Source organism: Flavobacterium aquiphilum, assembly GCF_027111335.1.
Taxonomy (GTDB): Bacteria; Bacteroidota; Bacteroidia; order Flavobacteriales; family Flavobacteriaceae; genus Flavobacterium; species Flavobacterium aquiphilum.
In genome coordinates this window covers 4614382-4628718 of the sequence record NZ_CP114288.1, presented here as the reverse complement: position 1 = coordinate 4628718, position 14337 = coordinate 4614382, and the positions used below count along the sequence as shown (strand labels likewise).

Here is a 14337-nt window from a genome sequence, read left to right as displayed (position 1 = left end):
TATTTTTTTGCGTCTTTGCGTCTTTGCGAGAAAAAGATTTTGCTTGAAATTTCCGCTTTAGAAATAAATAAATAAATATGAATTTTACAACCGAAATACCTATACTTAAAAATCCCAATCCAATAGACTACAACTCCAAAATTGTATCATTAGGTTCTTGCTTTGCCGAGAATATGGGTGATAAATTCCAATATTTTAAATTTCAAAGTGCAATTAATCCGTTTGGGATTATTTTCAATCCGGTTTCTATTGAGAGAATTATAGATAGGGTAGTGAATGGGGCTTTGTTCACTGAAGAAGATATTTTTTTTCATAATGAACGTTGGCATTGTTTTGAGGTACATTCGGATTTAAGTCATTCAGATAAAGCGGAATTGTTGACAAACCTGAATCAAACTTTGGTAGAAACCAAGAAACAATTGCAAGAAGCCAGCCATATTATTATTACTTACGGAACTTCTTGGGTATATCGTAGCATCGAAAAAGACTTTATCGTTGCCAATTGCCATAAAGTGCCTCAAAAGCAGTTTTCCAAAGAATTGCTTAGTGTTGAAACTATTGAGACGAGTATGAGGAATACGATTGATTTAATTCAATCAATAAATTCAAATTGCAGTTTCATTTTTACCGTTTCGCCCGTGCGTCACCTGAAAGATGGTTTTGTTGAAAACCAAATCAGTAAAGCGCATTTGATTACTGCAATTTATCATGTTTTGAACGAGTCGATTGGAGTTCCCCCTTCGGGGGCTAGGGGGATTTTCCCTTCCTACGAAATTATGATGGACGAACTTAGGGATTATCGTTTTTATGCCGAGGATATGTTGCATCCGAGCCAGGTGGCAATCGATTATATTTGGGAAAGATTTAGGGAATCTGCTATTTCCGAAACGGCTTATTCTACAATGGATGTTATCGAAAGTATTCAAAAGGGATTACAACACCGTCCTTTTAATCCGAATTCTGAAAGTCATAAAAAATTCGAGGCCAATCTTCAGTCGAAAATCGCTACATTAGTGGCTCAATATTCATTTATGCAATTTTAATTATGTTAATAAAACGAATTTTAGTCGGAGCAGTGCTTTTAGTACTAATTGCTTTGGCATTCAAATTTTGTGAATTCAAAAAAGGTGATGAATCGTCTTTGGATTATAATACTAATTTGATTCAGCAACAAATCGTGAATGTGGGTAAATTAGTAGTTACAGAAGGGCATTTCTCAGAAGTAGTGACTTATAAAAACCAACAGAAATATATGATGGATATGCTTTCGTTTGAGAAAAAAGCATTGGTAATTGTCAATGCCGATGTAACGGTCTCCTATGATTTGCACCAAATGAAATACGATATTGACGAAGCCAACAAAACCATCACGATTGTAAGCATCCCAAAAGAAGAAATAAAGATAAGTCCGGATATTCAATTTTATGACGTGGAGCAAAGCCAGATGAATCCTTTTACAGGGGACGATTACAACAAAATCAATAAATCGGTAAAGGCCAATTTAGCTAAGAAAATAGAAAAGTCATCCTTGAAATCCAATGCGCAAAACCGTTTGATAAGCGAACTTTCCAAGATTTTGATTCTGACCAATACTATGGGATGGAAATTGCAATATGAAGGTAAAGTCATTGCAAACGAGAAAGAATTACAGCAAGATTTGAAACTATAAAAATATAAATTAAACAGTAAGATGTTTTTTTACCATTAAGATATTAAGAATCATTTAGCTTAATGAATCTTAATATCTTAATGGTTTAAGAAAAAACTTTTTTGGTAAAAAAAGTAATTCTAATGCGTCGTTTCTTCATTCTCGAAAATCAATTCCAATCCGTTTGAAATTAATTTTTTGAGTTCGGGACGTTGTTTTTTAAGATTATCCAAATGCAAAAGAACCTGTTGTATTAAGTTCGTTTCGTTTCGGGCGTTTAGAAGTTCAATCAGTTCTACAGAAAGCAACCAGTCGTTTGGATGGTCTTTTAGAAGTTTTTCAAAAATAGGTTCCAATGAAGTCTTCGTGTCATTCGATTCACGAATACTTCTCACTGTTTGGTACAGTACTTCCAAATCATCTCTTTCCGCCGTTTGTTTGGCTTTAATGGTTTTTGTTGAAGGAACATGCGATATCAGGTCAAAACTATTTACGTCGGCTGGGCCTGAAAAAGCGGAAACTAGTTTTTTACCTACGGCCATATCATAATTGCCCCATTCAGGTTGGAACAAAATAGTGTCTCCGTGTGTTACTGTACAGTTTTTGAAACAAATTAGGATAATTTCTCCATGCAGATTTCTTTTTCCGGTAATAATTTCACCAACTACTTTTATGTCTCCTTCAAATTCCAAGGTTGCAGTTTGTCCTTCATAAACGCCATAAGCTTTTAGGTCACGCGGACTCATATCCTCAATGGCAAGATTGATACCTTTTAGTTTTCCTAACGGACTTCCAAATCCTTCCGGATGAGTGGCGGTTCCGTGGCCAACTAATTCTTTTTCTCTATATGACAAAGCGGTTTTGCCTGCTGTTTGAAAGTAAATAGGTTTTCCTTCATGCTCAATAACATTGCTAAAGATGCCCGAAATTTGCAAACCGGTACTCAATTCGGCTGTTCCTAATGCTTTGGAATGGATTAGTTTTTTTATTCCTGATAATCCGCCTGTTCGCAAAGCCATTGTATTGGCAAACTCCTCCAAAATCAAACTCAAGTAAGCAAAATCTGGAGTTACGTACAATTGTGGTTGTAATTTTGTAATATCAAAACTTTGATGAACTGCCGAAAAATCATAAGGGATTTTTTTCACATTATCAGTCATGCACCAAGCACTCTCGCCAATGGACGATAATAAACCGGCACCGTATATTTTTGGGTTTTCCAATGTGCCTATTAAGCCATATTCCACTGTCCACCAATGCAGGTTTCTGATTTGAGCCATTTCGGATAATTCGCCCATGTTGTTTTGCAAATCTTCTACTGCTTTTTCAGCAGCTTCAATTTCAGATTGTGGCGTGTCTTCGGCTTCTTTTAAAATAGAAAGCAAACGAATGGCTTCGTACATTTCGTAATCTTTATACGAAGAAATGGCCTTACAACCTATTTCACCAAAACGACGAAGGTATTCCGCATATTCAGGATTGGCAATAATAGGAGCGTGGCCGGCACCTTCGTGAATGATGTCGGGGGCAGGAGTATATTCAATATGTTCGAGTTGACGAATGTCTGATGCAATTACTAAAACATTGTACGCCTGAAATTCCATAAAAGCATTGGGCGGGATAAAACCATCAACAGCTACGGCAGCCCAGCCAATTTCGCTAAGGATACGGTTCATGCCATACATGCTCGGAATTCGGTCTATCTCAATTCCTGTTTTTTTCAATCCTTCCAGATACGAACTGTGGGCTACTTTTGAAAGATAATCCACGTTTTTGCGCATCACATATCGCCATACCGCCTGATTTATAGGAGTGTATTCGCTATAATCCTGTGGTTTGATAAACTGTTTCAAATGCTTTGGCAAACGGTCTAATAGTGGATTGCTTTTTATTTTTGTGTTCATTACGAAATCGATATAGTTATTTACACAAAAGTACGATATTCAAATTCGAAAAGGAATTTTTGGGTATAAAATTTACAATTTCACAAAAAGTTAATGTTTTTTTGAAGCAGAAATATTTGGCATTTTTTGAAAACATGGGACCCGTTTTTCGCTACAATCTTGTAGGTCTCGTCTTTTAGGGACGAGACCCACAAGGATTTTCGCTTCACCCGGGGCTAAACGGAAGTAATAGGCTTTTTTGTAATCACTTTTTAAAACCAATCAATTCTCGCAAAGACACACAGAGACGCAAAGATTTAATCTGCTCCTTTGCGTCTCTGCGTGCCATTTAAATCAGATTCAGAGTGCTATTGTAAATAAAAAACCGCAACTAACTTTATCTGTCAGTTGCGGTAGTTTCTTAATATTCTATTTTACAAAAGCGGATGTTTCGCTTCATGTCTGAAATACTCAATTTTATGGTTGAAGATTTCTGCCATACTTCGTCCTCTTAGTTTAGCTTCTTCAGCCAGTGGGCCTTCAAAAAGATTGTCCACTGTTTCGGTGAAAATTTCCATCCAACGGGCAAAGTGTTTTTTCTCCACCGGAAGTTGTTTGTGAGGTGGAAAAGGACTTCCGGAATATGTGTGTTCTTCCAGCAGAATCGTTTGCCAAAATCGGTACATTTTTTCCAAGTGTTCCGTCCAACGATCACCTATTTTTTCGTTAAAAATAGAACCAATCAGTTCGTCTTTTCTTACATTCGAGTAGAATGTATTTACCATTAATTGAATATCTTCTAGGTTTGTTATGTCTTTGTTAGCCATTTTTTTATGTATAAAAAACTTTTACAAAGGTAGCCTATAATTAGAAAATTGGCTGAAAAAGATCTGTTAATTTATCCTATTAGCATGGTAAACAGGTCATGCTTTTCGTTGAGATATCGGTATTCGAATCCTTTTGCTTCCATGTTGGTTTTGATGGCATGAATATCATTTGGATTTTTCAATTCCAATCCAACAACGACAGATCCTACTTCGCGGCTATTTTTTTTGGCAAACTGAAAATAAGTAATGTCATCATCAGGACCCAGGATGTCGTTTACAAATTCTTTCAATGCCCCGGGACGTTGCGGAAACTGAATCATGAAATAATGCATTAACCCTTCATAGAGTAAAGAACGCTCCTTGATTTCGGCAGTCCTTTCAATATCGTTGTTGCTTCCGCTGACAATGCAAACCACCGTTTTGCCTTTTATTTGTTCTTTGTAAAAATCCAATGCAGCTATAGTCAAGGCACCTGCAGGTTCAACTACCATTGCTTCTTCATTGTACAGACGTAATATTGTCGTACAGACTTTGCCTTCCGGGACTAATATAATGTCATCTAGATTTTTTTGACAAATGTCAAAAGTCAAGTCGCCTACTTGCTTTACTGCCGCTCCATCTACAAACTTGTCAATAGTATCTAATGCTGTGTTTTTGTGATTGGCAATTGAGGTTTTCATCGAAGGAGCACCAAGAGGTTCTACGCCAATAATTTTGGTTGTAGGACTGAGCTTTTTAAATACGGTTGAAAGCCCGGAGGCTAGTCCGCCGCCGCCAATGGGGACAAAAACATAATCAATAGGTTCTTTATAAGTATCCAGAATTTCTAATCCAACGGTTCCTTGACCGGCTATGACTTTTAAATCATCAAAAGGATGGATAAATGTTTTGTTGTTTTCTGTGGCATCGGTTACGGCTTTTGCATAAGCATCGTCAAAAGTATCACCTGTCAATACAATTTCTACATATTTTTTTCCAAACAACTGAACCTGTTTTACTTTTTGCTTGGGCGTTGTTTTTGGCATATAAATTTTACCCATTATTTTTAGAAGATGGCAAGAAAAAGCGACACCTTGTGCGTGATTTCCAGCACTGGCACAGACAATTCCATTTTCTTTTTCGGCAGCTGTCAAGGAACTTATTTTGTTATAAGCTCCTCTTATTTTGTAGGATCGAACGACTTGGAGGTCTTCGCGTTTTAATAAAATGGTTGCGCCAAACTCTTCAGATAAATTTAGGTTTTCAATCAGAGGGGTAGTGGGGACTACATTTTGAAGTTGTTTTTGGGCTTGCTGTATTGCTGTAAATAAAGTCATTTTTGTAGTATTTGGAATTTAAAATTTTTGAATTAAAAAGAATTCATTGGTTCTAATTCAGTTATTATTGTGGCTAATTGCGGGATTGTTTCTATATGTATTTTACTGGTATAAACGCAATAATCTGCTTCCTTGAAAATAGGGGAGGTATTAATAATTGATCTGACTTGTTTTTCTTTTTCATCAGAATTCGGAACTTTTAATAGTAGAATTTGGTGAGTAGAAAGCTCGGCTTCGGTCTGTAAATAACATTTAAAGACTTCAATGATTTTTTCTATTTGATGCACTAAATTTTGAACTGCTGACTCTGTTTCAATAAGCGTAATGGTAAAACGGTATAAATTTACTGTTTTGCAAAAAATTACAGAGAAGCTGTTTATGTTTATTTTTCTTCGGGTTAAAATAAGGACTACTTTATTGATTAGTGTCTCATTTTTTTCACTAAAAAGTGTAATTGTAAATTCTTGGTTCATAACTGAATAATTTGTTTTTGTTTAAAAAAAATAAAGCCTTTCACTATTTTGACAGAGAAAGGCTTTATTAGCAAATAGAATCCTGACTCGTCATGTGAAACGAATAATGATAATTACTATAATAATTGTTGCTAAATTTTGCATGTTGGTTAAAATAAAAAAACCTCCCGATTTGGGAGGTTTCATAAATTGTATACTGTTTACTTATTTATATAACACCTCGCCATAATTATCAAATGATAATTATAATAATGATTACGACGATGTTAATTAAGTTTTTCATTTTTCTCGTTCAGGCTGTAAATGTATTGATTTTTTAGAAATCAAAGGATAAGAGCCTGTTTAAATTTCATCTAATTATTTTTTCTTTTCCTTATTTTCTTTGACTTCAGGTTTTGTCGGAGGATATTGTTGTAAAATTTTGGTAACAAAATCATTGACTATAGCATCTTTTTCAGCCATATCTTTAGAAAGGGTTCCGCTACCTTCTCCTTGCCAGACAAGTTCTTTCTTTTTAGCATCGATTAGGTCTATGTATAATGTTCCTTCAGTAGAGGAGCTTACATAAGTATGGCCTCCATACATGTAAGGGTTCCATCCCCATCCCCATCCGTAGCCATAAGCTGCGTTGAATTGGTTTACGCTGATTTCTTCTCTTGATTTAGTGAAAATGTTGACCAATAAATCAGGATTTTCGCTTTTAGTAAAACCTTTAGACTGTAATTGTTGATCGATTGCATTCAGGATTCTTTTTTTATCCAAATCGGAAATTTCGACTTTATCGATTCCGGATTTCATAAAAGCAAAAGTTTTGTATTGCGTAAAATCTACTGATTTGTCATAATCAGAATATACTTTTACCGTGTCACACGAGGCAACTACGAAAAGCAATAACAGGGATAAGAGTTTGAATGTTTTCATCTTTTATATGATTTATGTTGCTTTAAATTTACTGCAAAAATCGTACCAATTTATTTGTTCTAAATTAGTTAAAATAAATAACTTTTGCAATCATTTTTCTTAAATGTGCTTGTCTTTAATTGGTGGTTAGCCCTGATAGTAGTGAAAAGCATTTTTTGAAAAACGAGTATTTTTTTCTTGAACAAAAAAAGCGACCAGCGGAAGCTCTTTTTTGTTCTTAGAAAAAAACGAGTTTATAAAAAATCTTGCAGCGGATAGCAGGATTAGCTCCAAAATATTCTTTTGTATTTCAAAAGCTAATCGTTGCTTATTTCAGCAATTCATCATTGACTAAATTGGGGAGGGTCACTTTCAACAAAGGCTCGACTTCCATAGCACGTTTTATGGCAAAAACAGCGCCTTCGTTTCTGGCCCAGCTGCGTCTCGATATTCCGTTATTGACATCCCAAAAAAGCATTGAAGTCAGTCGTCGTGAAGCTTCGGGGGTACCGTCAAGCACCATTCCGAAACCGCCGTTAATTACTTCGCCCCAGCCAACGCCGCCTCCATTGTGGATCGATACCCAGGTGGCACCGCGGAAACTGTCGCCAATTACGTTTTGTATGGCCATATCGGCAGTGAATCTTGAACCGTCATAAATATTGGAAGTTTCGCGGTAAGGCGAATCAGTTCCGGAAACGTCATGATGATCGCGACCCAGAACAACCGCTCCAATTTCGCCTTTGACAATAGCTTGATTGAAAGCTTCGGCAATTTTCATACGACCTTCGGCATCGGCATATAGGATTCTGGCCTGTGAACCAACGACCAATTTATTCTCCTGAGCACCTTTTATCCATTGAATATTATCCTGCATTTGTTGCTGGATTTCAATAGGAGCTGTTTTGGCCATTTCTTCTAAAACCTGACTTGCAATAGCATCAGTTTTTGCTAAATCTTCCCGTTTTCCAGAGGTACAAACCCAACGGAAAGGACCGAATCCGTAGTCAAAACACATTGGTCCCATGATGTCCTGTACATAACTTGGGTACTTGAAATCAATCCCCACCCCAGCCCTCCCCGAAGGAGAGGGAAAAGCAATGCTTTCTTCTTTTAGTACATCAGCACCGGCTCGTGAGGCTTCCAGTAAAAAGGCATTGCCATAGTCAAAGAAATACGTTCCTTTGGCTGTGTGTTTGTTGATAGCGGCTGCATGACGACGCAAGGTTTCCTGAACTTTTTCTTTGAATAAATCAGGATTGTTTGCCATCATAGCATTGGCTTCTTCAAATGAAACTCCGACCGGATAATATCCTCCTGCCCAAGGATTGTGTAGCGAAGTTTGGTCGGAACCCAAATCGATATAAAGGTTTTCTTCGTTAAATCGTTCCCAAAGATCCACAACATTCCCGAGGTAAGCGATAGACACGGTTTCGTTATTGGCTTTTGCCAAATTTACTCTTTGAACCAATTCGTCAAGATTCTCAATTATTTCGTTAATCCAACCCTGACTGTGACGAATGTGGGTTATTTTTGGATTCACTTCAGCGCAAACCGTTATGCAGCCGGCAATATTTCCAGCTTTTGGCTGTGCGCCGCTCATTCCTCCTAAACCGGAAGTCACAAATAAACCTCCTTTTGGACTTCTTTTTATTTTTCGAAAACCATTCAAAACCGTAATTGTCGTTCCGTGCACAATCCCCTGAGGGCCTATGTACATATAGCTTCCGGCGGTCATTTGTCCGTATTGCGAAACGCCTAATGCATTCATTCTTTCCCAATCATTGGGTTGGGAATAATTTGGGATTACCATTCCGTTGGTGACAACAACTCTAGGAGCGTCTTTGTGGGAAGGAAATAACCCCATCGGATGTCCGGAATACATCGTCAATGTTTGCTCATCGGTCATCTCCGACAAGTATTTCATCGTTAATAAATATTGTGCCCAGTTTTGGAAAACCGCACCATTTCCTCCGTAGGTAATCAGTTCGTGCGGATGTTGTGCGACTGCGTAATCCAGATTGTTCTGAATCATTAGCATAATGGCTTTGGCTTGTTCGCTTTTTCCTGGATATTCGGAGATTGGACGGGCATACATTTTATAATCAGGACGAAAGCGGTACATATAAATTCGTCCGTAGGTTTCGAGTTCGTTGCGAAACTCAGGAAGCAGTTCCTCGTGATGTTTTGGCTCAAAATAGCGCAAGGCATTTCGAAGCGCCAGTTTTTTTTCTTCCTCGGTTAAGATTTCTTTTCTTTTCGGTGCGTGGTTAATGTTTGCGTCAAACGGTTTTGGCTGGGGTAATATAAATGGGATTCCCTGTTGAATTTGTTCTTGGAAAGTCATTAGTTTTTTATTTAAAGGTTGAAAAATTTAAAGGTTTAAAAAATCGATTCGGATTTTCTAATTTCAAATTGGTACATAAAAAACTATGGATAGCGAATATCCGACCTGTGATAGGACTTGTAAATTTTAATTCTATATTTTAAAGAAAGGATGTCCACAATTATATTGAATGGTTAATACTTTAAAGAATTCTGCAGTCTAAGATCTATTTTCTAATCTCCCCCGTTTTCTTATCAAACCCATAAGGACAATGGCGACAACCGCTTTTGCAACAATAGCCTCTTTTTAAATGGTATTTTTCGGTGAAGCATTTGTAACCTTCAGGAGTGAAATAAAAATCTTCCGCTTCTGTTAATTTATTTTCATTATCTTGTTCTATCATTTCTTTGTATGCTTGAAAATCTATTTAGGATTCTCATTAGTTTATTTAGATTTGCAATTTAGGGATTGTGTTTTTCTTTGATTTAGCCTAAATTATCTGTACAAATCTATAAATTTTATAATCAATGTTTGTTATTGTTGCCAAATATTTAATTCCAAAAGGGTATCGGGGACTTACGGTTTTTCCATTTGTGTTTATAAAATATCGATTTGATTCTGAAAACAAAGTATTAGTCAATCACGAAAAAATACATCTTCGCCAACAATTAGAATTACTCGTTTTGCCTTTTTTTCTTTGGTATTTTGTCGAATATGCGGTACGTTTGCTTCAGTACAAAAACACCAATCTGGCTTATAGAAATATCAGTTTTGAAAGAGAGGCTTACGCCAATGAACAGGATTTGAATTATCTTGAAAAAAGGAGATTTTTTAGGTTTTGGAAGTATACGAGAGTTTAAATGTTTAGAAGTTTAGAAAATTGAATTCAAAAATCTGCGAAACCTGCGTGCAATCTTTTTTAGTACAAATAAAAAAATATTCATAAAGCTTGAATCAAAAAATAACATACAATCTTCCCAACGGAATTTCCCTCGAAATCAAGAGGGAAGATTTGTTGCATCCTTTTATTTCAGGAAATAAATTCAGGAAGATGAAGTATAATTTGCTTCAGGCAAAAATCGAAAAGCAGGAAACGTTCCTCACTTTTGGTGGTGCCTATTCCAATCATATTGCGGCTGCAGCTTATGCAGGAAAAGAACAGGGTTTTAAAACTATTGGAGTGATTCGCGGGGATGAATTGGGGGATAAAATTGACAAAAATCCAACTTTGCGGTTTGCTCGGGAATGCGGAATGCAATTTGAGTTTGTGAATCGAGAAGCTTATCGACAGAAAACTGATCCCGATTTTATAGCTAATTTAAGGAAAAAATTCGGTTCGTTTTATCTTGTGCCGGAAGGCGGAACCAATCAATATGCGATAAAAGGCTGCGAAGAAATACTGACTGATGAAGATAGTGTTTTTGATTTTATTTGTTGCGCGGTAGGAACGGGCGGAACCATTTCGGGCTTAATCAATAGTGCATTGCCTCATCAAAAAGTTTTAGGATTTCCGGCATTAAAAGTCGATTTTTTAAAAGATGAAACGCCCATGAATAAATTTTCTTCAAATTTAATTGAAAAAAGCGTTCCTGACGACCTTAGGCAAATGACTACTTTACCGGAAGAAATTCGTAAATTTGCGACCAATGAGAATTGGGAATTAATAACCGATTATCATTTTGGGGGCTATGGAAAAGTGAATGAAGAATTGATTCAGTTTATAAATCAGTTTTACAAGAAAACACAAGTTCCGTTAGACCCCATTTATACGGGAAAGATGGTTTTTGGCGTTATGGATTTAATACAGAAAAACTATTTTCCAAAAAATGCTAAAATTTTATTGATTCATACCGGAGGATTGCAGGGAATTCAGGGAATGAATGCGCTTTTGAAAAGCAAAAACAAAACATTGATAGAAACATAACACCCAAATATACCATATATGTTAAAAAAAACAGCTTTATTTCTTTTGATTGGGACTATTATCGGATGCGGTTCTTCGAAACCTGCTATAGTGACTAAAAAACAACCGGTGGGGTGGAAATATTCCAAACCAATTCAAGTAGGAAGCAGTGGAAATAATACATCGCCGACTACTTCAAAACCAATGACTACAAATGAATTGACCAAAGCCTATATTGCACAATATAACTCGGTTGCAATGAATAATATGAAAATGTATGGAATTCCCGCTAGTATTATTTTGGCACAAGGAATTTTGGAATCGGGTGCAGGTAAAGGAGATCTGGCAATGACAGCGAATAATCATTTCGGGATTAAATGCCATAACGACTGGACGGGTGATAAAATTTACAAAGACGATGATTCTCCCAATGAATGTTTTAGGAAATATGATAAAGCTTCCGAATCGTATCAGGACCATGCTTTGTTGTTAACTGGAAAAAAAAGATATGCTAATTTGTTTGCATTGCCCAAAGGAGATTACAAAGCTTGGGCAAAAGGCTTGAGAGAAGCAGGCTATGCAACTGATCCAAGATACCCAGAAAAATTGATAAGCTATATTGAGACGTACAATTTGAGCCAATATGATAGTAAAGTTTTAGGAAAAGCAATAACCAAGGATGAAGCCAAAGTATTGCTCGAAGATAATTTTGGGATTGATGAGGTTAATTTGTATGAAATCCAGAAAGGGGATACTTTGTATTCGGTTTCCAAAAAATTCAATTTAACAGTTGAAGAATTAAAACAGAAAAATAATTTAATGGATACTGCGCTTTACGTTGGACAAAAACTGATAGTGAAATAACTTAATAGTATTCGTCCAATCTAAAGTCAAAAATCTAAAATCAAGAATCATAATGATATACCAAAGAAGCAGTCAGCTTTTTGCTGAAGCAGAAAAAGTAATTCCGGGAGGAGTAAATTCGCCGGTAAGGGCTTTCAAAGCCGTGGGAGGAACACCAATATTTGTAAAAAGTGCCAAAGGAGCCTATTTACTTGACGAAGACGGAAACCGATTAATCGATTATATCAATTCTTGGGGGCCAATGATTTTAGGTCACGCATACGAACCTGTAGTAAAAGCTGTTGTTGAAAAGGCAAAACTGGGAACTTCTTTCGGAATGCCAACCGAATTAGAAACTCAAATTGCAGCTTTAGCAGTTTCTATGGTGCCAAATATTGATAAAATCCGTTTTGTGAATTCGGGTACCGAAGCCTGTATGAGTGCAGTGCGTTTGGCTCGCGGATTTACAAAAAGAGATAAAATCATAAAATTTGCTGGTTGCTACCATGGACATTCTGATTCGTTTTTAATACAAGCGGGAAGTGGTGCAGTTACTTTTGGAACTCCAAATAGTCCGGGAGTTACGGCAGGAACGGCCAAAGATACTTTGCTTGCCAAATACAATGATTTGGATAATGTAAAGACTTTGATCGAAGCCAATAAAAATGAAATTGCCGCAATAATCATCGAGCCTGTTGCCGGAAATATGGGATGCATTCCACCTGCAAAAGGATTTTTGGAAGGATTGCGCGAGTTGTGTACAGTAAACGGAATTCTGCTAATTTTTGATGAGGTAATGACTGGTTTTAGATTGGCAAGAGGTGGAGCTCAGGAATTATTAAATATTAATGCCGATATCGTTTGTTTCGGAAAAGTAATCGGTGGAGGATTGCCAGTTGGTGCTTTTGCGGCAAGAGAAGAAATTATGAATTACCTGGCACCATTGGGGCCTGTTTATCAAGCAGGAACTTTGTCGGGGAATCCGTTGGCGATGGCTGCTGGATTAGCTATGTTGCAGGCATTGGATACTGATCGTGAAATTTTCAAAAGACTAGAAGAAAAAACAGCTTATTTAGCAGCGGGAATCGAAAGAGTTTTGAAAGCCAATAATGTTGTTTTTACTATCAATAGAGTGGGTTCAATGATTTCGGTTCATTTTGATGCTAATCCGGTAACCGATTTTCAAACAGCAGCAAATGGGGATAATGAAACCTTTAAGAAATTCTTCCACGGATTGGTTGCCGAGGGAGTTTATATCGCTCCATCAGCTTATGAAACCTGGTTCATCACTGATGCACTGACTTATGAGGACTTGGATTTTACCATCCGGGCGATTGATAAAGTTTCAAAAACGTTCTAGAAACGTTAAGTCATAAAACACAAATTCCACTCGTTTATCCAACCTTAATTGGTATAAATGAGTGGAATTTTTCTTTTTGATTATTGTTCAAATAAGCGGGATGCTATTAATTGTTTCCTCCGTCTCCGCCGAAACCACCGCCGCCATTATTTCCTCCAAAACCACCGTCATCTCTTCTTTCACGCATTCTTTCTCTCATTCGGTCTTCGTTTTGAGCTCTTTGTTCAGAATATTTTTTGAATTGATCAGCATTCAAAATAGCTTTCAATTTTGTGTCAGTATCTTGTCTTTCGGCTTGCATTGCAGTTCTCATTTCTTTTCTTTCATCATCAGTCATTTGTCCACCACCTGATCTTTTAGCTCTGGCGTCTTGCATTTTTTTGCTTTTCTCTGTCAAAAGTTGACTTACAGCTTCTTGTTGTTTTGCGTCCAAGCTTAAATCCTTGGTCATTTTTTCAACTTGTTTTTGAACACGTTGTTCAGGAGTCATGTTTTGCATTTGACCTCTGTCTCCTCTGTTTGGTTTTGCTGGTGTTTCTTGAGCCATGCAAGTCATTCCTATGCCTAATACTAAGGCAATAATTAATTTTTTCATAGTTTGTGAGTTTTTAGATTATCGTTATAAGACTGATTTAAAGTTCAAAGGTTTAACTAAATTACTAATATTTATTTTTTATTTCAATAGATAAGTTTCGGTTTAATCATTTTCGAATTGTATTTTTGAACTTGAGTTCGATTATTATTTTTTGGAGCAGAACATTTGTTGTTTTTTACAAGTATCCTCCCGCTTTTCGCTACAATCTCTTGTACTGAACACCAGTACAAGAGGATTTTCGTTACTATCGGGGCTAAAGATCA

General features: G+C 36.6%; 14 protein-coding genes. 6 read left to right on the top strand and 8 right to left on the bottom strand.

Annotated elements, in window-relative coordinates:
• Positions 1-77 precede the first annotated feature (77 nt).
• Both OZP12_RS18805 and OZP12_RS18800 read left to right on the top strand, forming a co-directional pair.
• Positions 78-1043: a GSCFA domain-containing protein gene (locus OZP12_RS18805; RefSeq protein ID WP_281226613.1), complete on the top strand. Its 966-nt coding sequence runs from the start codon at positions 78-80 to the stop codon at positions 1041-1043.
• A gap of 2 nt (positions 1044-1045) precedes the next feature.
• Positions 1046-1669 (top strand): DUF4230 domain-containing protein, encoded by a 624-nt coding sequence (locus OZP12_RS18800; RefSeq protein ID WP_281226612.1) that lies wholly within the window; start codon positions 1046-1048, stop codon positions 1667-1669.
• Between the two features lie 119 nt (positions 1670-1788).
• Here the strand turns inward: OZP12_RS18800 and OZP12_RS18795 are convergent, their stop codons facing one another.
• The 7 genes from OZP12_RS18795 to OZP12_RS18765 form a co-directional block, all read right to left on the bottom strand.
• Entirely contained in the window at positions 1789-3552 is a 1764-nt protein-coding gene (locus tag OZP12_RS18795) for an aromatic amino acid hydroxylase (protein WP_281226611.1), read from the bottom strand.
• Positions 3553-3965: 413 nt separating this feature from the next.
• Positions 3966-4358, bottom strand: a complete 393-nt coding sequence (locus tag OZP12_RS18790; protein ID WP_281226610.1) for a group III truncated hemoglobin — start codon at positions 4356-4358, stop codon at positions 3966-3968.
• A 71-nt stretch (positions 4359-4429) separates the two neighbouring features.
• Positions 4430-5674, bottom strand: a complete 1245-nt coding sequence (ilvA, locus tag OZP12_RS18785; protein WP_281226609.1) for a threonine ammonia-lyase IlvA — start codon at positions 5672-5674, stop codon at positions 4430-4432.
• A gap of 32 nt (positions 5675-5706) precedes the next feature.
• A complete protein-coding gene (locus OZP12_RS18780; protein ID WP_281226608.1) occupies positions 5707-6147 on the bottom strand; it encodes an ACT domain-containing protein in 441 nt (146 codons plus the stop codon).
• 357 nt (positions 6148-6504) lie between these two features.
• Complete coding sequence (locus OZP12_RS18775) at positions 6505-7068, bottom strand: DUF4136 domain-containing protein (protein ID WP_281226607.1); 564 nt, start codon at positions 7066-7068, stop codon at positions 6505-6507.
• Between the two features lie 307 nt (positions 7069-7375).
• Positions 7376-9394 carry a urocanate hydratase gene (hutU, locus tag OZP12_RS18770; RefSeq protein ID WP_281226606.1) on the bottom strand — a complete coding sequence of 673 codons (2019 nt, stop codon included), beginning with the start codon at positions 9392-9394 and terminating at the stop codon, positions 7376-7378.
• 205 nt (positions 9395-9599) lie between these two features.
• Positions 9600-9776, bottom strand: a complete 177-nt coding sequence (locus OZP12_RS18765; protein ID WP_281226605.1) for a C1orf53 family protein — start codon at positions 9774-9776, stop codon at positions 9600-9602.
• A gap of 124 nt (positions 9777-9900) precedes the next feature.
• Between OZP12_RS18765 and OZP12_RS18760 the strand changes: the two genes are divergently transcribed.
• The 4 genes from OZP12_RS18760 (at position 9901) to hemL (ending at position 13479) form a co-directional block, all read left to right on the top strand.
• Entirely contained in the window at positions 9901-10233 is a 333-nt protein-coding gene (locus OZP12_RS18760; protein WP_281226604.1) for a hypothetical protein, read from the top strand.
• Positions 10234-10322: 89 nt separating this feature from the next.
• Positions 10323-11297, top strand: coding sequence for a 1-aminocyclopropane-1-carboxylate deaminase/D-cysteine desulfhydrase (locus OZP12_RS18755; protein ID WP_281226603.1), 975 nt, complete (start codon positions 10323-10325; stop codon positions 11295-11297).
• An 18-nt stretch (positions 11298-11315) separates the two neighbouring features.
• Positions 11316-12140, top strand: a complete 825-nt coding sequence (locus OZP12_RS18750; protein WP_281226602.1) for a glucosaminidase domain-containing protein — start codon at positions 11316-11318, stop codon at positions 12138-12140.
• 52 nt (positions 12141-12192) lie between these two features.
• Positions 12193-13479 carry a glutamate-1-semialdehyde 2,1-aminomutase gene (gene hemL / locus OZP12_RS18745; RefSeq protein ID WP_281226601.1) on the top strand — a complete coding sequence of 429 codons (1287 nt, stop codon included), beginning with the start codon at positions 12193-12195 and terminating at the stop codon, positions 13477-13479.
• A gap of 106 nt (positions 13480-13585) precedes the next feature.
• Here hemL and OZP12_RS18740 read toward each other — a convergent pair whose 3' ends face one another.
• Complete coding sequence (locus tag OZP12_RS18740; protein ID WP_281226600.1) at positions 13586-14074, bottom strand: DUF4890 domain-containing protein; 489 nt, start codon at positions 14072-14074, stop codon at positions 13586-13588.
• Positions 14075-14337 lie beyond the last annotated feature (263 nt).